We start from the raw sequence: 18,798 nt of genomic DNA, 5'->3' as shown, positions 1-18,798 counted from the left end.
AGCGGCGGGAGCCGGGTCAGTCGACGACGGGGGCGAAGCCGGCGCGGACGGGCGCGAGCGCCTCGTCGAGGTAGGGCACGAGCTCGCCGCGGGTGGGGCCCGCCGCGGCCCAGGCCTGCACGGCCGCCACCGCGGCTCCGACGCTCGCGTAGGCGATGGCGCGCGAGAGGTGCGAGGGCAGCGGGCGCGCGCTCCGCTCCTCCACGAAGCGGGCGATGACGGCCGCCTGCCGCGCGAGGCGGCCGAGGGCCGACGCCTGCAGCTCGTGGACGCTGCCGATCATCTCGGACTGGGTGAGCACCCACGGCACCGTCGCGGGTCCGAAGCCGGAGCCGATCGCGAGCAGCGCGTCGCCGAGCGCGTCCATCACCGGCGCCTCTGCCGCCGTCTCGGCCAGCGCCTCCGGGAGCTCGGCCAGCCGGTCGTCGACCAGCACCCAGAAGACGTCGCTCTTGGACTCGAAGTAGTTGAAGAAGGTGTTGCGCGAGACGCCCGCGCGCTGGGCGATCTGCTCGATCGTCGTGCCCGCGTAGCTCTGCTCGACGAAGAGGTCCAGTGCGGCGTCCTCGAGCATGGAGCGCGACGACGCGCGGGGCCGTCCGCGCTGCACTCCTCGCACCATGAACCGCTCCTGCTCCGCTTCCCCCGACGCGCTAGGATAGCGCCGGACGACTTCGACCCGGCCATCACCGGTGAGTCTCCGGAAGAACGGCGCCGGCTCCGGCCTGCGCCCAGTAGACCCGGACGGGTGCGGCCCGTGACAGCCGATCGAGTGGGAACGCGTCAGCGGGCACTCCTCCGGGAGCGACCAACCGACCGGTCCAAGCGAGGTGGTACCGCGACCCGGCCCGGGGTCTGAGATCCGGGCGGGCCGTCCTCGTGCAGACCAGCAGCACTGCCAGGAGACCGCACGTGACCTACCCCCTGACCCCGCCCACCCCGCACGGAGCCGAGCCCGCCGAGGGCTCCGCGTTCGGCCGGGGCGTGTCCCCGTCGCCGCGCTTCCCCGAGATCGAGGAGCGCGTGCTCGCGTACTGGAAGGCGGACGACACCTTCCAGGAGTCGATCCGGCAGCGCGAGGGAGCGCCGGAGTGGGTCTTCTACGACGGCCCGCCGTTCGCCAACGGCCTGCCGCACTACGGGCACCTCCTCACCGGCTACGCCAAGGACGTCTTCCCCCGCTTCGAGACGATGCGCGGACGCCAGGTGCACCGCCGCTTCGGCTGGGACACCCACGGCCTGCCCGCCGAGCTCGAGGCGGAGCGGCAGCTCGGCATCACCGACAAGTCCCAGATCGAGGAGATGGGCGTCGCGGCCTTCAACGCCGCCGCGAAGGAGTCGGTGCTGCGTTACACCGGGGAGTGGCAGGACTACGTCACCCGCCAGGCGCGCTGGGTCGACTTCGACGACGACTACAAGACGCTCGACCCCACCTTCATGGAGTCCGTGATCTGGGCGTTCAAGCAGCTCTACGACAAGGGCCTCGCCTACGAGGGCCACCGCGTGCTGCCGTACTGCTGGCGCGACCAGACGCCGCTCTCGAACCACGAGCTGCGGATGGACGACGACGTCTACAAGATGCGGCAGGACCAGACGGTCACCGTCACCTTCCCGCTGGTCGGCGAGACGGCGGAGGCGCTCCAGCTGACGGCGGTCCGCGCTCTCGCGTGGACGACGACGCCGTGGACGCTGCCGACGAACCTCGCGCTCGCCGTCGGGCCCGACATCGAGTACGCGGTCGTCCCCGCCGGCCCGAACGGCGCGGCCGACGGCAGGGGCGAGCCCGAGGAGCGCGAGCTCTCGGCCGAGTACCTGCTCGCCATCGACCAGGTCGGCGCCTACGCGAAGGACCTCGGCTATCCGGACGCGGAGTCGGCCCTGGCCGCCGTCTCGCGCACCCACCGCGGCTCCGAGCTCGAGGGGATCAGCTACGACCGCCTCTGGGACCACTACGCGGACACCGAGGCCTGGGGCACGCAGAACGCGTGGCGCATCCTCGTCGCCGATTACGTGACCACCAGCGAGGGCACCGGCATCGTGCACCAGGCGCCCGCCTACGGCGAGGACGACCAGAAGGTCTGCGAGGCGGCGGGCATCCCCGTCATCATCTCGGTCGACGACGGCGGCCGCTTCCTGCCGCAGATCAGCGAGGTCGCCGGCCTCCAGGTCTTCGACGCGAACAAGCCCCTCACGCAGCTCCTGCGCGCGGGCCACCGGCTGCTCCGCCAGGCGAGCTACGAGCACTCGTACCCGCACTGCTGGCGCTGCCGCAACCCGCTGATCTACAAGGCGGTCTCGAGCTGGTTCGTCCGCGTCACCGCGATCCGCGACCGCATGGAGGAGCTCAACCAGGAGATCATCTGGGTCCCCGAGAACGTCAAGGACGGCCAGTTCGGCAAGTGGCTCTCGGGCGCGCGCGACTGGTCCATCAGCCGCAACCGCTACTTCGGCTCGCCGATCCCGGTGTGGAAGAGCGACGACCCGGAGTACCCGCGGATCGACGTCTACGGCTCGCTGGACGAGCTGGAGCGCGACTTCGGCGTGCGCCCGGACGACCTGCACCGGCCGTTCATCGACGAGCTGACCCGCCCGAACCCCGACGACCCGACCGGGCGCTCGACGATGCGCCGGATCAGCGACGTCCTCGACGTCTGGTTCGACTCCGGATCGATGCCCTTCGCCCAGGTGCACTACCCGTTCGAGAACGCCGACTGGTTCGACACCCACAACCCGGCGGACTTCATCGTCGAGTACATCGGGCAGACGCGCGGCTGGTTCTACACGCTGCACGTGCTCTCCACCGCACTCTTCGACCGCCCGGCGTTCCGCAACGTGGTCAGCCACGGCATCGTGCTGGGCAACGACGGGCAGAAGATGTCCAAGTCGCTGCGCAACTACCCGGACGTGGCCGAGGTCTTCGACCGCGACGGCTCCGACGCCATGCGCTGGTTCCTGATGTCGAGCCCGGTCCTCCGGGGCGGCAACCTCGTCGTGACGGAGGAGGGCATCCGCGAGGGCGTCCGCCAGGTGCTGCTGCCGCTGTGGAGCACCTGGTACTTCTTCTCCCTCTACGCCAACGCCTCGGCGGGCGGCGGCTACGAGGCGACCAGGCGCACCGGCTCCGAGGACGTCCTCGACCGCTACCTGCTGGCCAAGACCCGCGATCTGGTCGAGACGGTGACCGGCCGGCTCGAGGCGCTGGACTCCACGCTCGCGGCCGCCGCGCTCCGCGACTTCAGCGACGTGCTCACCAACTGGTACGTGCGCCGCTCCCGCGACCGCTTCTGGCAGGGCGTCGACGAGGACGGCCGCGGATCGGAGGCGTTCGACACGCTCTACACGGTCCTCGAGACCGTGTGCCGCGTCGCCGCCCCGCTCCTGCCTCTCGTCACGGAGCAGATCTGGCAGGGCCTGACCGGCGGCCGCAGCGTCCACCTCACCGACTGGCCGGAGGCGGACGAGTTCCCCGCCGACCCGGCGCTCGTGCACGCGATGGACGCTGTCCGCGGCATCTCGTCCACCGCGCTCTCCCTCCGCAAGCAGGCCGGGCTCCGCGTCCGCCTGCCGCTCGCGCGCCTGACCGTGGTGGTCGCGGACGCCGCCGAGCTCGCGCCGTTCGAGGCGATCCTCCGCGACGAGCTGAACGTGAAGGAGGTGTCGCTGGTGCCGCTGGTCGACTCCAGCGCCGCCGACTACGGCGTCACCTCCCGTCTCGCGGTCAACGCGCGCGCCGCCGGGCCCCGGCTCGGCAAGGGCGTGCAGACCGTGATCAGGGCCGCCAAGGCCGGCGACTGGAGCGAGACGGACGGTGTCGTCACCGCCGGCGGCGTCGAGCTGGTCGAGGGCGAGTACGAGCTCACGCTCGAGGTCGGCGGCTCGGCCGGCGACGACCGCGCCATCGCCCTGCTCCCGCGCGGGGGCTTCGTGCTCCTCGACACGGCGACCACCCCCGAGCTCGAAGCGGAGGGGCTCGCCCGCGACCTCATCCGCGCGGTGCAGGACGCCCGCAAGGCGGCCGGGTTCGAGGTCAGCGACCGCATCGTCCTGGAGGTCGTGCTCGACGAGCCGAGCCTGCAGGCGCTCGAGCCGCACGCGCTCTGGATCGCGGAGGAGACCCTCGCGACCGGATGCGCGTTCACTCCGCTCACCACGGCTCTCGAGGGTGGCGAGGGCGCGATCGCCGTCGGCCCCGCGGGCACCGCCATCATCCGCGTCGAGAAGGTCGAGGCCGCCGATGTCTGATCCGTTCGAGCCGGACGACGCCGACCGCGCGGCCGCCGACGCCGTCTACGCCGCGCTGCTGGAGCGCCTGGGCGAGGCGAGCGTCCGCCCGCGCCTCGCTCCGACCCGGCGCGCCGTCGAGATCCTCGGCGACCCGCAGCGCGCCTACCCGGTGATCCAGATCGCCGGAACCAACGGCAAGACCTCGACCAGCCGGATGATCGAGAGCCTGCTGCGCGCCCACGGGCTGCGGGTGGGCCTGTTCACCAGTCCGCACCTCGAGCGCTTCAACGAGCGCATCGTCATCGACGGAGAGCCGATCTCGGACCGGAGCCTCGCCGACAACTGGCAGGACGTCGAGCCGTACCTGCGGATGACCGACGCCGAGCTGGCCGAGCAGGGCGAGGCGCCGCTGTCCTTCTTCGAGGCGATCACCGTCCTGGCCTACGCGGCCTTCGCCGACGCGCCGGTCGATGTGGCCGTCGTCGAGGTGGGGATGGGCGGCGAGTGGGACTCGACGAACGTCGCCGACGCGCAGGTCGCCGTCTTCACGCCGATCGCCCTCGACCACACCGACCGCCTCGGCTCGACGATCGAGGAGATCGCGCGCACCAAGTCGGGCATCGTCAAGCCGCTCGCCTCGGTGGTCTCCGCGAGGCAGGTCCCGGAGGCGGAGGCGGTGCTGCGGCACGCGGCCGAGGCCACCGAGTCGACGATCGTCGTCGAGGGGGCGGAGTTCGACGTCGAATCGACGACCGTCGCCGTCGGCGGCCAGGTCGTCACCGTCCGGGGACTCGTCACCACGTATGAGCAGCTGCTGCTGCCGTTCTTCGGCGACCACCAGGCCGAGAACGCCGCCGTGGCCGTCGCCGCGGTCGAGACGTTCCTGGGAGGCGGGACGCAGGAGCTCACCGGCGACGTCCTCGACGAGGGCTTCGCCGCCGCGACCTCCCCGGGCCGCCTGCAGCTCGTCGGACTCGCTCCGCGCACCGTCGTCGACGCGGCGCACAACCCGCACGGGGCCGCGTCCCTCGCCGCTGCTCTCGGCCGCTACTTCGACTTCGACCGCGTGACGGCCGTCCTCGGCGTGCTGGCCGAGAAGGACGCCGAGGGGATCCTCCGGGAGCTCCGTCCCGTGGTGGACGAGCTGATCGTGACCACGGCGCCGAGCGATCGGGCGATGCCCGCCGAGGAGCTCGCCGCGCTCGCCCGCACCGTGTTCCCGGAGGAGGCGGTCCGCGTCGCCGAGGATCCGCTGGGTGCTCTCACGGCCGGTCGCGTCCTCGCCGCGCGCACCGACAAGGGCGCTCTGCTGGTCACGGGCTCGATCACCCTCGTCGGCCGCACGATCACCGCGGCCCGCGACGAGAACTGGCTGGGCGCGTGAGGGCCGGACGCCCCCGCCGCTCGCGGACCGTCCGGGAGAGCCTCGGCTCGATCGTGCTCGGCTTCGAGGCGGTCATCGTCTTCCTCGCCACGCTGGTCGCCTTCGGGCTGAAGGCGGCCGACCCCGTGGTCGTGCTGGTCGGGGGAGCGGTGGTCTGCCTCGCGCTCGTCGCCACTCTCGGCCTGCTGAACCGGCCGGTCGGCTTCCGCATCGGCTGGGTGCTCCAGTTCGTTATCGTGGCCTCGGGCCTGCTGGTCCCGATCATGTACGTCATCGGCGCCGCGTTCGTGGCGCTGTGGACGTACTGCATGGTGACCGGCACCCGCCTCGACGCTCAGACGCGCCGGGCGGCGGAGCCCACCGACCCCACCGAAGGAGACCGCTGAACCATGGCCACTCAGGAGACCCTCGTCCTCGTCAAGCCCGACGGCGTCGCCCGCAACCTCACCGGCGAGATCCTCCGCCGCATCGAGGCGAAGGGCTACTCCCTCGTCGACGTGAAGCTCGTCGAGGCCGACCGCGAGCTGCTCGCCGCCCACTACGCCGAGCACGAGGGCAAGCCCTTCTACGAGCCGCTCGTCGAATTCATGGAGAGCGGCCCGATCGTCGCCCTGCGCATCGCGGGCGACCGCGTGATCGAGGGCTTCCGCGCCCTCGCCGGCACCACCGACCCGACCACGGCCGCTCCTGGCACCATCCGCGGCGACCTCGGCCGCGACTGGGGCCTCAAGGTCCAGCAGAACCTCGTGCACGGCTCCGACTCCGAGGAGTCGGCCGCGCGCGAGCTCGGCCTCTGGTTCGCCTGAGCCGCTCGGCCGCCTGCCTCTGACGCCGTCCGTCAGAGGTAGGCGAGCACGTTCAGCCTCACCTGCGCGATCACCGCGATCAGCAGGTAGCAGAGCAGCGTGATGAACGGGACCCAGCCGTAGGCGGCGCCGGCGAAGCGGCGCACCCCGGCGGGGACGGGGAACACGCCCTCACGGAGGTTGCGGAGCGTCACCAGCCAGAAGCCCGGGATGACGACGGCCCAGGTGAGCATGCACCAGGGGCAGAGCGTTCCGAGCGCGAAGACGCTCGTCGCGATGAGCCAGCCCACGAACACCAGGGCCAGCAGGAAGCCGACGTTGAAGGCCGCCCAGAACCACCGGTCGAACCGGGCGCCTGCGAGCAGGCCCAGCCCCACCACGATCGGCGCGATCCAGGCCGCCAGGCCGATGAGAGGGTTCGGGAAGCCGAAGACCGCGCCCTGCGCCGAGTTCAGGTTCGCACTGCACTGCACGAGCAGGCTGAAGTCGCAGCCGAGGCCCGCATCCGGGTTCTCGAGAGCGGCGAACTTGTCGTTCGTGAGGGCGAAGGCGGCGGTCCAGCCGATCACGCCGAGGACGATCAGCAGGACGGCGAAGACGACGGGGCGCTGCTGGGTGGGGGCGTCGCGCACCCCGGAATCGCTGGACACCGGGGGATTATGGCACGCGCCGGATCGGCGCCTCTGGGAATGCGTGCGATAATCGGAGCCGTCGGTCCGGGGGACCCCGCATCGACGCGAAGAAGGTTTACCGGGCGAGTACCGGGCCACAGGAGATCGACAGCGTTCCGCGAATGGACGCGCCGGATCTCCGCTCCGCCGGGAGTCGACCGCAGGTCGCACCGCGGGGGAGCGCGTGTCGGATAGTCAGTTCCGAGAGTGCAGCTGCAACCGGAGTCCCGCGCCACGAGCGCGACGGGACCGGGGGAGCGGAAGGATTCGCGGCGGGCCGAGGCCCCTCGCACGAGAGAAGCATCCGGGAAGACGACGCGGCGGACGACCCGGCCGAGGAGTGCACCAGGAATGGTGGAAGACAACAGTACGAGCGGATCCGATCCGGACCGCGACGAGCCCCGCAGCGGGGCCAGGAAGATCAGCCGCCTCTTCGGTGGCCGCCGGGCGACCCGGCGGACCGAGTCGAGCGCGCCAGCGACAGGGGAGACGATCATCGACAGCAACGAGACCGACCAGACCGGAGCCGAGGGCACCGAGCTGCCCGAGACCGGGAGCGCCGCGGAGGCGGCCGAGCCGTCGACGTCGACGGGCGCGGTGTTCTTCAACGCCCTCCCGCAGACCCTGGGCGCCGAGCAGGAGGAGCCGCGACGGCCCGCACTGCCGAGCCCGTCGCTGCTGTTCCAGGCGCCGGTCCTGCCCGACTACGTCGAGCTGGCTCCGCTGCCGCCCCGCGGTGCGCCGCTGGGCGTCCAGGAGGAGCGCGAGAGCCCGGCCGAGGAGCAGGGCTCCGTCCGCCGCCGCTCGCGCCGCCGCAGCGGCGAGAGCGAGAGGTCCGGCTCCGACGACCCCGAGAACACCGTCGTCCGGGTCCGCCAGCCGCGCGAGCAGCGCGAGGCACGCGAGCCCGAGCTCATCACCGAGCCGCAGCGCATCAAGGGCTCGACCCGTCTCGAGGCCAAGAAGCAGCGCCGCCGCGACGGCCGCGACGCCGGCCGGCGCCGCACGGTCGTCACCGAGTCCGAGTTCCTCGCCCGCCGGGAGGCCGTCGACCGCGTCATGGTCGTCCGCTCCAAGGAGGACAGCATCCGCATCGGTGTGCTCGAGGACGGCGTCCTCGCCGAGCACTACGTCGCCCGCTCGCAGGAGGCGTCGCTCATCGGCAACGTCTACCTCGGCCGCGTGCAGAACGTCCTCCCGAGCATGGAGGCCGCCTTCGTCGACATCGGACGCGGGCGCAACGCCGTGCTCTACTCCGGCGAGGTCGACTGGGACGCCGCGAACAACGCCGGCGGCCCCCGCCGGATCGAGCTCGCGCTCAAGCCCGGCGACCGGGTCCTCGTCCAGGTCACGAAGGACCCCGTCGGCCACAAGGGCGCCCGTCTCACGAGCCAGATCTCGCTCCCCGGCCGCTACCTCGTCTACGTGCCCAACGGTTCGATGAACGGCATCTCGCGGAAGCTCCCGGACACCGAGCGCGCCCGCCTGAAGAAGATCCTCAAGGAGGTGCTGCCCGAGAACGTGGGCGTCATCGTCCGGACCGCGGCCGAGGGCGCCACGGAGGAGCAGCTGACCGTCGACGTCGAGCGCCTGACCGCGCAGTGGACGGCTCTCAGCGCGAAGGCCGCGAGCGGGCAGGCTCCCGCTCTCCTGCACAGCGAGCCGGACCTGCTGATCAAGATCGTCCGCGACGTCTTCAACGAGGACTTCGAGAAGATGGTCATCGCCGGCGACGACGCCCGCGAGACCATCGAGCTCTACCTCAGCCAGGTCGCCCCCGATCTGCTCGAGCGCGTCGAGGTCTACACGGGTGAGAAGGACGCGTTCGACGAGTTCCGCATCACGGAGCAGATCGAGAAGGCGCTGGAGCGCAAGGTGTGGCTGCCCAGCGGCGGCTCGCTCGTGATCGACCGCACCGAGGCGATGACGGTGGTCGACGTCAACACCGGCAAGTTCGTCGGCTCGGGCGGGAACCTCGAGGAGACGGTCACGAAGAACAACCTGGAGGCGGCCGAGGAGATCGTCCGCCAGCTGCGCCTGCGTGACATCGGCGGCATCATCGTCGTCGACTTCATCGACATGGTGCTCGAGTCCAACCGCGACCTCGTGCTCCGCCGCCTGGTCGAGTGCCTGAGCCGCGACCGGACGAAGCACCAGGTCGCCGAGGTCACCTCGCTCGGCCTCGTGCAGATGACCCGCAAGAAGCTGGGCCTGGGCCTGCTCGAGACCTTCAGCGAGAACTGCGAGATCTGCGCCGGACGCGGCGTCATCGTCCACCACGACCCCGTGCTCAAGCACCGGTCGACCGCCGCTCCGCAGCAGGAGCAGCGCCGCCGGGGCAAGGGCGGCGAGCAGCAGCCCGCCGCCTCCGGGCGCTCGAACGGCGGGCAGAACGGGCAGGGCGCGCCGGCGACCAAGCCGGTCAGCACCCACGCCATCACGGACGACGCGAAGAACGCGCTCGCGCAGATCGCCGCCAGCACCATCCACCCCCAGGCCGTGCGCCAGGCGGCGGAGGAGGCGGCCGCGCTGGTCGAGGACGCCGCCGAGACCGTCGGGGCCATGGCGCCGGAGGAGTCCGCCACGGCACCCGAGGAGCAGCCGTCCGAGCCGAGCCGTCGCGGCGAGCGTCCCGCCCGGGGCGAGCGCCGTCGTCGCAGCCGCGACCGCGAGCCGCGCCAGGAGGCCGCCGAGACGGCGACCGTCGAGTCGGCTCCCGTCGAGACCCCGGTCGAGAAGGAGATCGAGCCGGCCGCTGCCGCGCCGATCCTCGACATCCCGATCGCGCCGGTCACGCCTCCGCGCCGCGTCCGCAGCGAGGTCGCCGAGCACCTGCTCGACTCCGTGCTCGACGCTCTGCCGGCCCCGAAGCAGCCCGGCCAGGGCCGTGCGAAGAGCCGGCGCGTCACGACGGCCGCGCTCACCGGAGTCGCGGTCATCCCCGAGCAGACCCCGCGCCGCGCCGACCAGTAGCGCGACCCGGTGTCAGGAGGGCCCGGTGCCCGGCGAGAGCCGGCGCCGGGCCCTCTCGGCGTCCCGGTCGCGCCCGCGGACGCGGAGCCCGCTCCGCCTCAGCCGCTCGACCAGCTCCCGCGCGCCGACGGGGACCGCGCCCGCGGCGACGAGCTCGTCGATCCGCTCCTCGGGCACGTCGTAGTGGTCCAGGTCGAAGCCGCGCTCGGGCACGCCGAGGCGGCGCGCGAAGTCGTGGAGCTCCTCGAGCGAGACGTCGCTCACGAGGTGCGCCCACAGCCGGCCGTGCGCCGGCCAGCGCGCGGCGTCGACGAGGATGGCCATTCCCCGATCGTAGGCGGCGCGCCGTCCGTCCACGCGCCTCCTCCTCGACTATCGTGACGGGGTCGCCGGTCGGGTGGACACGGCTTCGCAGTCGTGTGCGTTTGACCGTGGAGCGCGGATCCCGTACTCTTGACCGTTGGTGTGGCGCGATCCATGTGCTCACGCAGATTCCCGTTGTCGCTCCGCCCCTCACGGGGCGCGGGCCGCGGTGCCGGTTCCCTCGTGTCGTGAGGAGACGGGTACGAACCGGAAGACCGGGGCTCAGCCCCGTCCCTACAAGCCCCGGACGAGGCCTCCGCTCCGTCCAGACGAGAAACAGGTACGAGAAGTGGTTTACGCAGTTGTGCGCGCCGGCGGTCGGCAGGAGAAGGTCGAGGTCGGCACCATCGTGACGATGGACCGCGTCAAGGCCGACGAGAACGGCACCGTGCAGCTTCCTGCCGTGCTGCTCGTCGACGGTGAGTCGATCACCTCGGACGCGGCGACCCTCGCGGGCGTCACCGTCACCGCCGAGGTGCTCGAGGACCTCCGTGGTCCGAAGATCATCATCCAGAAGTTCAAGAACAAGACCGGTTACAAGAAGCGCCAGGGGCACCGTCAGGACCTCACGCGCGTCAAGGTCACTGGCATCAAGTAGTCCTGCAAAGGAATTGAGCTGACCTGCGGAGCGAGCCATCGCCCTGCAGGGCAACAGCACGGGGCTGCGGCCCCCCGGTCTCGAGGAGATGAGAAATGGCACACAAGAAGGGCGCGAGCTCCACTCGCAACGGTCGCGACTCGAACGCGCAGCGTCTCGGCGTCAAGCGCTTCGGCGGCCAGGTCGTGAACGCGGGCGAGATCATCGTCCGCCAGCGCGGCACCCACTTCCACCCCGGCGCGAACGTCGGACGCGGTGGCGACGACACCCTGTTCGCCCTCTCGGCGGGCGCTGTCGAGTTCGGCAGCAAGGGCGGCCGCAAGGTCGTCAACATCGTGGCGGCCGCCCAGTAGGGTCGACCTCCTCGGCCGCACAGGCACAGGACGCAAGGGGCGGGCTTCGGCTCGCCCCTTGCGCGTTTACCGGGGCACAGCCCCCCGGCGCCGGCATCCCGGCGCCGCACGCACTCACGGACGGATTCACACCATGGTCACCTTCGTCGACAACGTCACGCTGCATCTGCGTGCCGGCCACGGCGGCAACGGCTGCGTCTCCGTCCGTCGCGAGAAGTTCAAGCCGCTCGCCGGCCCCGACGGCGGCAACGGCGGGCACGGGGGCGACATCGTCCTCGTCGCCGACCCGCAGACGACGACGCTGCTCGCCTACCACCGCCACCCGCACCGCAGCTCCGAGAACGGCGGTCCCGGCATGGGCGACCACCGCGCGGGCGGGAACGGCGAGCTCATGGAGCTCCCCGTCCCGGTCGGCACGGTCGTCAAGTCGCCGGACGGCGACCAGCTGATCGACATGGACGAGCCCGGCCTCCGGTTCGTCATCGCTCCGGGCGGGCAGGGCGGCCTCGGCAACGCCTCGCTCGCCACCACGAAGCGCAAGGCGCCCGGCTTCGCGCTGCTCGGCACGCCGGGCTGGGAGGGCGACGTCGTCCTCGAGCTGAAGACCGTCGCGGACGTCGCGCTCGTCGGGTTCCCCTCGGCGGGCAAGTCGAGCCTCGTCGCGGCGATCTCAGCGGCCAAGCCGAAGATCGCGGACTACCCGTTCACGACCCTCGCGCCCAACCTCGGCGTCGTGCAGGCGGGGGAGTCGCGGTTCACCGTCGCCGACGTGCCCGGTCTCATCGAGGGTGCGAGCGAGGGCAAGGGCCTGGGCCTGGAGTTCCTCCGCCACGTCGAGCGCTGCACCGCGCTCGTCCACGTGCTCGACTGCGCCACGCTCGAGCCCGGCCGCGACCCGCTGACCGACCTCGACATCATCCTCGGGGAGCTGGCGGCGTACCCCGTCGGCGACGGACAGGTGCCGCTGATCGAGCGCCCGCAGCTGATCGCGCTCAACAAGGTCGACGTGCCCGAGGCCCAGGAGCTGGCCGACTTCGTCCGGGCCGACCTCGAGGGCCGCGGCTACCGCGTCTTCGAGATCTCGACGGTCAGCCACTCGGGACTCCGCCAGCTGACGTTCGCCCTCGCCGAGATCGTCGAGAAGCACCGCCTCGAGCTCGCCGCTGTGCCGCGGGTGGAGCGCATCACCATCCGCCCCCGCGCCGTGGACGAGAAGGACTTCGAGATCCGGGTCGAGGGCGGCTCGTACGGCAACGTGTACCGGGTCCTGGGCACCAAGCCCGTGCGCTGGGTCGCGCAGACCGACTTCACGAACGACGAGGCCGTCGGCTTCCTCGCCGACCGCCTGGCCAAGCTCGGAGTCGAGAACGGCCTGTTCTCGGCTGGAGCGGTCGCCGGCTCCACCGTCGTCATCGGCCCCGGCGACGGCGTCGTCTTCGACTGGGAGCCGACCCTCACCTCGACGGCCGAGCTCATCACTGCGCCCCGCGGAACGGACCTCCGCCTCGAGGACAACCGGCGCAAGACCCGCAACGAGCGTCGCGAGGACTACTTCGAGCGGATGGACGCCAAGGCCGAGGCCCGCGCGGAGCTCGAGCGCGAGCGCCAGGGCGGCGTCTGGCGCGTCGCCGACGAGGGCGACGGCACGGAGGCCGGCGAGGAGAGCTGACTCCCGCCGCCGGGGTCGTCTGCCTCTACACTGGCCGGATGCCGCAGACGACCCCCGACAGCAGTGCGCTGACCGAGCGGTTCGCCGCCTCCCGCGTCGCGTCGCGCTCCCTCCGCAGTGCGACCACCGACCTCAAGAACCGGGCTCTGCTCGCCATCGCCGACGCGGTGCGCTCGAGCGCCGAGCGCGTCGTCCCGGCGAACGAGCTCGACCTCCAGCGGGGTCGCGAGAGCGGGATGAGCGCGGGCCTGCAGGACCGCCTCCGCCTCGATTCGGCGCGCCTGGGGTCCCTCGCCGACGCCGTCGTCGCGGTCGTCGGGCTCACCGATCCGGTCGGGCAGACGGTGCGGGGATCGAACCTGCCCAACGGCGCCTCCCTCACCCAGGTGCGGGTCCCGTTCGGCGTGGTCGGAGCGATCTACGAGGCGCGCCCGAACGTCACCATCGACATCGCGGCGCTCGCCCTCAAGAGCGGGAACGCCGTGATCCTGCGCGGAGGCACGGCCGCGGAGAACACGAACCGCGTCCTGGTGGAGCTGCTGCAGGAGGCCGTCGCCTCCGTCGGCCTGCCCGCCGAGCTGGTGCAGACGGTCGACGACCACGGCCGCGAGGGCGCGAAGGCCCTCATGCGAGCGCGCGGCTACGTCGACGTCCTGGTGCCGCGGGGGAGCGCGGGCCTCATCGAGTCGGTCGTGACGGAGTCGACGGTCCCCGTGATCGAGACGGGCGCCGGAGTCGTCCACGTCTTCCTCGACGCCAGTGCCGACGAGCAGTGGGCCGTGGACATCGTCCACAACGCCAAGGTGCAGCGTCCGAGCACCTGCAACGCCCTCGAGACCCTCCTCGTCCACCGCGACGCCGCCGAGCGCCTCCTCCCGCCCGTCCTCGGCCGGCTCGCGGAAGCGGGAGTGACCGTGCACGGCGACGAGCGCGTCGCGGCGCTCTGGCCCGACGCGGTGCCCGCCACCGACGAGGACTGGTCCGCGGAGTACTACTCGCTCGACGTCGCCGTCGCGATCGTCGACGACCTCGACGCCGCGATGGCCCACATCGACCGGTACTCCACCCACCACACCGAGTCGATCGTGACGAACGACCTCCGGAGCGCCGAGCGCTTCCTCGCCGAGGTCGACTCCGCGGTCGTGATGGTCAACGCCTCCACCCGCTTCACCGACGGCGGGGAGTTCGGGTTCGGCGCCGAGGTCGGCATCTCGACGCAGAAGCTGCACGCTCGGGGCCCCATGGGTCTTCCCGAGCTGACCAGCACGAAGTGGCTGCTGCGCGGCGCGGGACAGGTCCGCGCCTAGCGCCCGGACCGGCGATCCGGCGTCGAGCGGCGTCCGGGTAGACTCGTCGGAGCCCCGCCGGGGCGACCACGACCTCCAAGGAGCACTGCATGTCCCTCGCGACGACCGTCCTCGCCGAAGCAGCGGCCCACACGGAGCTGCCGTTCCCCCCGATCGTCTTCGGCCTGATCGCCGCCGTCGCCTTCACGGCCCTCGGCTTCGTCACCTGGAGCTACCGCGACGTGGCGAACCGCCACTCGCACAAGACCGGCGCCGGCTCCCACGACCAGCACGGTCACGGACACTAGGCGGGGAGCCCAGCGATCGTGACGTCCGCCGCGAGCGGAGGCCCGCGGCGTCCGCGCATCGGCGTGATGGGCGGCACCTTCGACCCGATCCACCACGGTCACCTGGTCGCCGCCTCCGAGGTGGCCCAGTCGTTCGACCTGGACGAGGTCGTCTTCGTGCCCACCGGCCAGCCGTGGCACAAGAAGACGGTGACCTCCGCCGAGCACCGGTACCTGATGACGGTGATCGCGACGGCGTCGAACCCGCGCTTCACCGTCAGCCGCGTCGACGTGGACCGGATCGGCACGACCTACACGATCGACACCCTGCGCGACATCCACGCCGCGCACCCCGACGCCGAGCTGTTCTTCATCACCGGCGCGGACGCGGTCGCTCAGATCCTGAGCTGGAAGGACTACGACGAGCTGTGGGAGCTGGCCCACTTCGTCGCCGTCAGCCGGCCGGGGCACGTCCTCAACGTTTCGGGATTGCCGGCCCAGGACGTATCCTTGTTGGAGATTCCGGCACTGGCGATCTCCTCGACCGACTGTCGGAGCCGCGTCAACCGGGGTCATCCGGTCTGGTACCTGGTTCCCGATGGTGTCGTCCAGTACATCTCGAAGCACCACCTGTATCGGAGCACGTCATGACAGTTCAGCCCGAGGAGAAGCCGCTCACCCGGCGCGAGATCCGCGAGCGCGAGAGGCGCGAGGCCGGTGCGGCCACGACCGCCGCCGTTCCGACGACGTCCCGCCGAGCTGCCACCGCGACCGCCACCACCGCCGGCGACATGCCGGTGCTGACCCCCACCCAGGCCCTGCGGATCACCCCCGTCGAGCCGAGCCCCGCGAGCGAGCCCGACCTGCGCACCTCCTCGATGGAGATCGTCGCCACCGAGAACGCCACGGGCCGCCAGCTGACCCGTCGTGAGCTGCGCGCACTGCTGGCGCAGCAGCAGGCGGAGAAGGTCGCCGCCGCACCGGAGGCGGAGCCGCCCGCCGACGAGGAGCGGTCCGACGATGAGCGCTCCGACGACGTCGAGGGCGCCCTCGAGCGCGCCTCGGCGCTCCCGTCGACCGGGGCGGTCCCCGTGATCGAGGCGGCCGACGAGTCCCGTGATGCGGAGCCGGTGCCCGAGGGTGCAGCGGAGCAGGAGCCGGAGGGCGACGAGGACGTCGTCACCGAGGACGCCCCCGAGGCGTCCGAGGAGGAGGCGGACGAGTCCGCCACCGATGCGACCGCGGACGCCGACGAGGCCGACGCGGCCGAGGTGCACGAGGCCGAGATCGAGAGCTCCTCCTCGGACGACGAGACGCCGTCCGCGGACGCCTCCGACGAGCGGGACGCGGACGACGAGCGGCCGACTGCTGGCGAGCAGCCCGAGCAGCCGCACCTGAACACCGCGCTCTTCGCGTCGGTGGGCGGATCCCTCGACATCGCCGACGAGAAGGCCACCGAGATCACCGGGAGCTTCGAGCCGCCGATCGAGCACCTCGCCATCACCGAGGAGCTCGACAGCAAGTCGAAGGAGGAGGTGGACGCCTCGTTCGACTCCCTCATCGCGAGCGGAGTCGCCGCCACCGGTGCCGTCACCACCACCAACGCGCTGATCCTGCCGACCACGGGCCCCGGCGCGACCGTCGGCACGGACACGGGGGAGATCCTCGTCACCGGCTCGTTCGACCTCCCGCGCAGCCTCGGCTCCACGGGCCAGCACCCGAACCTCTACGACTCGCCCGATGTGGACCGCTACGTCGACCGCATCGACCGCGAGCAGCCCGCCGGCGAGTCCGAGCCGGTCCGGGCGTCCAGCGCCGTCTCCACGCACGCCGCCGGCACCTCGATGATCGCGCCGCAGAAGCGCGCCGGCGTGAGCGTCCCGGTGGTCCTCGCGATCACCGCGGCCGTCCTGCTGGTCGGCGCGATCGCGCTGTTCATCGGCGGCTTCGTGCTCAACATCTTCTGATCTCCACCACCGACACTGAAGGCTTCATGACTGCGACCGATTCCGCCCGCGCCCTGCTCCAGCTCGCGGCCACCGCCGCCGACTCCAAGGGCGGTGAGGACCTCGTCGCCCTCGACGTCTCGGGTCCGCTGCCGCTGGTCGACATCTTCCTCCTCGCCACCGGCCGCTCCGAGCGCAACGTGGTCGCGATCGCGAACGAGGTGGAGGACCGCCTGAACGACTCCGGCGCCAAGCTGCTGCGCCGCGAGGGCCGTGCGGAGGGCCGCTGGATCCTCCTCGACTTCGGCGACCTCGTCGTGCACGTCTTCCACGAGGAGGACCGCATGTACTACTCGCTCGAGCGCCTCTGGAAGGACTGCCCGACAGTGCCGTTCACCCTCGAGCAGCCCGTCGCCGTCGACTCGTCGACGTCCTCGAACTGACGAACACGCCCGGCGACAGCGCTCGATTTCACTTCACGCGGATCGTGTTGTAGTTTATTCGAGTTGCTTCCGCCGGGCGGAGACAGCGAAAGACAGCACGAAGCAAGACAGAACAGAACATGGGTCCGTGGCGCAGCTGGTAGCGCACCTGCATGGCATGCAGGGGGTCAGGGGTTCGAATCCCCTCGGATCCACCGAACAGGTCCGCACTCCTCCGGGAGTGCGGACCTTCGTCTTTCACGGCGCTACAGGGTCCGGCGCCGTCCTGTCCGTCGTCGTCCTGTCCGGCTCAGGCCGGTCAGGCCAGTCATGACCGTACCCGTCCGGCCACCGGGTCCCCCTGCTGGTCACGCACGCGTCGGCCCGACCGGCTCCACATGGCCGCCGCATCCGGCGAGGAATCCGGAGAGCTCGCCCCAGGCGTCCTCCCCGATCGTGGTGCCCGGGCGCCGTGCGAGATCGGCCAGAGCGTCCGTCAGCTCGTCGACTCCCGTCACGATCCTCGTCTGTGCCGCTCCCGAGCCCTGCCATCCCGGCGCGTACGTCCTCACGTCGGGGTGGCTGTAGAGCACGGCCGTCTCGAACCACGGTGTCGGCAGTCCGTGCAGGGCCAGGTGCTCCTTGAGCCTCGCGGCCTGGATCCGGACCTGCCGGGCGGGGACGTGCTGCTCGACATGGGTGCGCACCGTCCACCGCGACGCCGTCCCCGGTGCGATCTGAACCGCGAAGGCCTCGGGCAGGGCGTCCTCGTCGAGGAGGACGCCGTAGGAGGGGTGGACGGTACCGGGTCGCACGCCGTCGAAGACGACCCCCTGCCAGTACTTGGCCTCGATGATGAGCGCGCCGTGCCGGGTGAGCAGCAGATGGTCGATCTGCGCGAGGAAGCGGCGCGTCGTGCGCGCGTCGACCGGTACGAAGACGACGTTCGTGGCGAGGACGCCGGACAGCCCCGCCGAGGCGCACGCCTCTCGGATCAGGGTGTGCGAGACGGCCTCGCTGCTCCAGGTCCTGGCGAGCGCGTCACGGGTCTGCTCGGCCTCCTCCTGCGCCGTCTCGAGCTCGGTCCGACTGAGGTCGCGCTCGGCGTCGCGCGCGCGCGTCAGTGCCTTCAGCGCCGCCTCGTGGCTCCGGTCGCGCTCGGCGATCGTGCGCTGGTGCTCCTCCGCGGCCTCCTCCGCGGCCTGCTCCGCCGCCGCTCCCGCCGCAGTGCGCCGTCGGCGGCCGACGACGACCGTGATGAGGAGGGCCAGGAGCAGGGCGGCCGCGACGGCCCAGGGCAGGTACTCGTTCATGGTCCCCAGGCAAGCACGGACCACCGACCGTGCGCCGCGACGGCTCCCGATCGCGCCGCTCGGCAGACTGGCCGCAGTGCGCTCGCTCGTGCCCTGTCCGGACGTCTTCGTCGGCGTCCGCCTGAGCGCGCAGGCGGAGACGCCGACCCTGCGCCGGCCGATCGCGCAGGCGGAGCCCTACCGCCGCCTGGCGGACGCGATGCGCGACCAGCACGAGGTCCGGCTGACCGGCATCGAGGGCACGCTGCTGGGCCTCGTCAGCCCGCAGCCGTTCCAGGGGATCAGCGTCGCCGGCCTGCACACGCACGTCGTCGACACCACCGGAGGGATCGGCGGCCACGTGCTCGCCGCCTCCGGAGTCGCGGGCCTGCTCGAGATCGAGCAGTACGGCGGCATCACCCTCCTCCTGCTGGAGTCGGACGACCACCCGCGAGCCGACCTGGACGCGGCGGCCGACGCCGGGATCCGCGCCGTGGAGACCGACCACCCGCCCTGAGCGGCCC

The 18,798-nt window shown here is 71.8% G+C and carries 18 protein-coding genes and 1 tRNA gene; 15 read left to right on the top strand and 4 right to left on the bottom strand.

Annotation, left to right across the window (positions count from 1 at the left end):
* Positions 1–16 precede the first annotated feature (16 nt).
* Positions 17–622, bottom strand: a complete 606-nt coding sequence (locus GSU40_RS08370; RefSeq protein ID WP_104327686.1) for a TetR family transcriptional regulator — start codon at positions 620–622, stop codon at positions 17–19.
* Between the two features lie 302 nt (positions 623–924).
* Between GSU40_RS08370 and ileS the strand changes: the two genes are divergently transcribed.
* Genes ileS through ndk form a run of 4 tightly spaced genes read left to right on the top strand, consistent with a single transcriptional unit; the run spans position 925 to position 6,414 of the window.
* Complete coding sequence (gene ileS, locus GSU40_RS08365; protein WP_160036195.1) at positions 925–4,242, top strand: isoleucine--tRNA ligase; 3,318 nt, start codon at positions 925–927, stop codon at positions 4,240–4,242.
* Positions 4,235–5,608, top strand: a complete 1,374-nt coding sequence (locus GSU40_RS08360) for a folylpolyglutamate synthase/dihydrofolate synthase family protein (protein ID WP_160034425.1) — start codon at positions 4,235–4,237, stop codon at positions 5,606–5,608. The genes ileS and GSU40_RS08360 overlap by 8 nt, the downstream gene beginning before the upstream one ends.
* Positions 5,605–5,994, top strand: coding sequence for a DUF4233 domain-containing protein (locus GSU40_RS08355; protein WP_104262805.1), 390 nt, complete (start codon positions 5,605–5,607; stop codon positions 5,992–5,994). Before GSU40_RS08360 ends, GSU40_RS08355 begins: the two co-directional genes overlap by 4 nt.
* 3 nt (positions 5,995–5,997) lie before the next feature.
* Positions 5,998–6,414: a nucleoside-diphosphate kinase gene (gene ndk, locus GSU40_RS08350; protein WP_104223686.1), complete on the top strand. Its 417-nt coding sequence runs from the start codon at positions 5,998–6,000 to the stop codon at positions 6,412–6,414.
* Between the two features lie 32 nt (positions 6,415–6,446).
* Here the strand turns inward: ndk and GSU40_RS08345 are convergent, their stop codons facing one another.
* Positions 6,447–7,064 (bottom strand): vitamin K epoxide reductase family protein, encoded by a 618-nt coding sequence (locus GSU40_RS08345; RefSeq protein WP_244229633.1) that lies wholly within the window; start codon positions 7,062–7,064, stop codon positions 6,447–6,449.
* 372 nt (positions 7,065–7,436) lie between these two features.
* Between GSU40_RS08345 and GSU40_RS08340 the strand changes: the two genes are divergently transcribed.
* On the top strand, positions 7,437–10,058 hold the full coding sequence (locus GSU40_RS08340) for an Rne/Rng family ribonuclease (RefSeq protein ID WP_160034423.1): 2,622 nt from the start codon (positions 7,437–7,439) through the stop codon (positions 10,056–10,058).
* 12 nt (positions 10,059–10,070) lie between these two features.
* Here the strand turns inward: GSU40_RS08340 and GSU40_RS08335 are convergent, their stop codons facing one another.
* The gene (locus GSU40_RS08335) at positions 10,071–10,382 is read right to left on the bottom strand and encodes a DUF4031 domain-containing protein (RefSeq protein ID WP_104226718.1); all 312 of its coding nucleotides are present in this window, start codon (positions 10,380–10,382) and stop codon (positions 10,071–10,073) included.
* Positions 10,383–10,710: 328 nt separating this feature from the next.
* Here GSU40_RS08335 and rplU point away from each other — a divergent pair, with 328 nt between their 5' ends.
* The 9 genes from rplU (at position 10,711) to GSU40_RS08290 (ending at position 17,197) form a co-directional block, all read left to right on the top strand.
* Positions 10,711–11,019, top strand: coding sequence for a 50S ribosomal protein L21 (gene rplU, locus GSU40_RS08330; RefSeq protein WP_104223682.1), 309 nt, complete (start codon positions 10,711–10,713; stop codon positions 11,017–11,019).
* A 95-nt stretch (positions 11,020–11,114) separates the two neighbouring features.
* Complete coding sequence (gene rpmA / locus GSU40_RS08325) at positions 11,115–11,372, top strand: 50S ribosomal protein L27 (RefSeq protein ID WP_068209107.1); 258 nt, start codon at positions 11,115–11,117, stop codon at positions 11,370–11,372.
* 133 nt (positions 11,373–11,505) lie between these two features.
* On the top strand, positions 11,506–13,041 hold the full coding sequence (obgE, locus tag GSU40_RS08320) for a GTPase ObgE (RefSeq protein ID WP_104223681.1): 1,536 nt from the start codon (positions 11,506–11,508) through the stop codon (positions 13,039–13,041).
* Positions 13,042–13,079: 38 nt separating this feature from the next.
* Positions 13,080–14,348 carry a glutamate-5-semialdehyde dehydrogenase gene (locus GSU40_RS08315; RefSeq protein ID WP_160034421.1) on the top strand — a complete coding sequence of 423 codons (1,269 nt, stop codon included), beginning with the start codon at positions 13,080–13,082 and terminating at the stop codon, positions 14,346–14,348.
* 89 nt (positions 14,349–14,437) lie between these two features.
* Positions 14,438–14,635 carry a hypothetical protein gene (locus tag GSU40_RS08310; RefSeq protein ID WP_104223679.1) on the top strand — a complete coding sequence of 66 codons (198 nt, stop codon included), beginning with the start codon at positions 14,438–14,440 and terminating at the stop codon, positions 14,633–14,635.
* An 18-nt stretch (positions 14,636–14,653) separates the two neighbouring features.
* The gene (nadD, locus tag GSU40_RS08305; RefSeq protein ID WP_104223678.1) at positions 14,654–15,265 is read left to right on the top strand and encodes a nicotinate-nucleotide adenylyltransferase; all 612 of its coding nucleotides are present in this window, start codon (positions 14,654–14,656) and stop codon (positions 15,263–15,265) included.
* The gene (locus GSU40_RS08300; RefSeq protein ID WP_160034419.1) at positions 15,262–16,581 is read left to right on the top strand and encodes a hypothetical protein; all 1,320 of its coding nucleotides are present in this window, start codon (positions 15,262–15,264) and stop codon (positions 16,579–16,581) included. The genes nadD and GSU40_RS08300 overlap by 4 nt, the downstream gene beginning before the upstream one ends.
* A 26-nt stretch (positions 16,582–16,607) precedes the next feature.
* A complete protein-coding gene (gene rsfS, locus GSU40_RS08295; RefSeq protein WP_104223676.1) occupies positions 16,608–17,003 on the top strand; it encodes a ribosome silencing factor in 396 nt (131 codons plus the stop codon).
* Positions 17,004–17,124: 121 nt separating this feature from the next.
* Positions 17,125–17,197 (top strand) — tRNA-Ala (locus GSU40_RS08290).
* Positions 17,198–17,350: 153 nt separating this feature from the next.
* On the opposite strand, the gene GSU40_RS08285 is transcribed toward GSU40_RS08290, so the two are convergent.
* Positions 17,351–18,295 carry a nuclease-related domain-containing protein gene (locus GSU40_RS08285; RefSeq protein ID WP_160034418.1) on the bottom strand — a complete coding sequence of 315 codons (945 nt, stop codon included), beginning with the start codon at positions 18,293–18,295 and terminating at the stop codon, positions 17,351–17,353.
* 76 nt (positions 18,296–18,371) lie between these two features.
* On the opposite strand from GSU40_RS08285, the gene GSU40_RS08280 reads away from it, so the two are divergent.
* On the top strand, positions 18,372–18,791 hold the full coding sequence (locus GSU40_RS08280; protein ID WP_160034416.1) for an acetolactate decarboxylase: 420 nt from the start codon (positions 18,372–18,374) through the stop codon (positions 18,789–18,791).
* The last annotated feature ends 7 nt before the right edge of the window (positions 18,792–18,798 follow it).

This window comes from Rathayibacter sp. VKM Ac-2805 (assembly GCF_009834265.1).
In the GTDB taxonomy this organism is placed as follows: Bacteria; Actinomycetota; Actinomycetes; order Actinomycetales; family Microbacteriaceae; genus Rathayibacter.
This window is presented reverse-complemented; position numbering and strand designations above follow the sequence as displayed.

What these genes read in the sequence shown, in the direction of transcription:
- GSU40_RS08310 (WP_104223679.1), top strand. Translation starts at nt 14,438, where the DNA reads ATGTCCCTCGCGACGACCGTCCTCGCCGAAGCAGCGGCCCACACGGAG.
- GSU40_RS08360 (WP_160034425.1), top strand. Translation starts at nt 4,235, where the DNA reads ATGTCTGATCCGTTCGAGCCGGACGACGCCGACCGCGCGGCCGCCGAC.
- obgE (WP_104223681.1), top strand. Translation starts at nt 11,506, where the DNA reads ATGGTCACCTTCGTCGACAACGTCACGCTGCATCTGCGTGCCGGCCAC.
- ndk (WP_104223686.1), top strand. Translation starts at nt 5,998, where the DNA reads ATGGCCACTCAGGAGACCCTCGTCCTCGTCAAGCCCGACGGCGTCGCC.
- GSU40_RS08340 (WP_160034423.1), top strand. Translation starts at nt 7,437, where the DNA reads ATGGTGGAAGACAACAGTACGAGCGGATCCGATCCGGACCGCGACGAG.
- rsfS (WP_104223676.1), top strand. Translation starts at nt 16,608, where the DNA reads ATGACTGCGACCGATTCCGCCCGCGCCCTGCTCCAGCTCGCGGCCACC.
- GSU40_RS08370 (WP_104327686.1), bottom strand. Translation starts at nt 622, where the DNA reads ATGGTGCGAGGAGTGCAGCGCGGACGGCCCCGCGCGTCGTCGCGCTCC.
- GSU40_RS08315 (WP_160034421.1), top strand. Translation starts at nt 13,080, where the DNA reads ATGCCGCAGACGACCCCCGACAGCAGTGCGCTGACCGAGCGGTTCGCC.
- rpmA (WP_068209107.1), top strand. Translation starts at nt 11,115, where the DNA reads ATGGCACACAAGAAGGGCGCGAGCTCCACTCGCAACGGTCGCGACTCG.
- GSU40_RS08285 (WP_160034418.1), bottom strand. Translation starts at nt 18,295, where the DNA reads ATGAACGAGTACCTGCCCTGGGCCGTCGCGGCCGCCCTGCTCCTGGCC.
- GSU40_RS08300 (WP_160034419.1), top strand. Translation starts at nt 15,262, where the DNA reads ATGACAGTTCAGCCCGAGGAGAAGCCGCTCACCCGGCGCGAGATCCGC.
- GSU40_RS08335 (WP_104226718.1), bottom strand. Translation starts at nt 10,382, where the DNA reads ATGGCCATCCTCGTCGACGCCGCGCGCTGGCCGGCGCACGGCCGGCTG.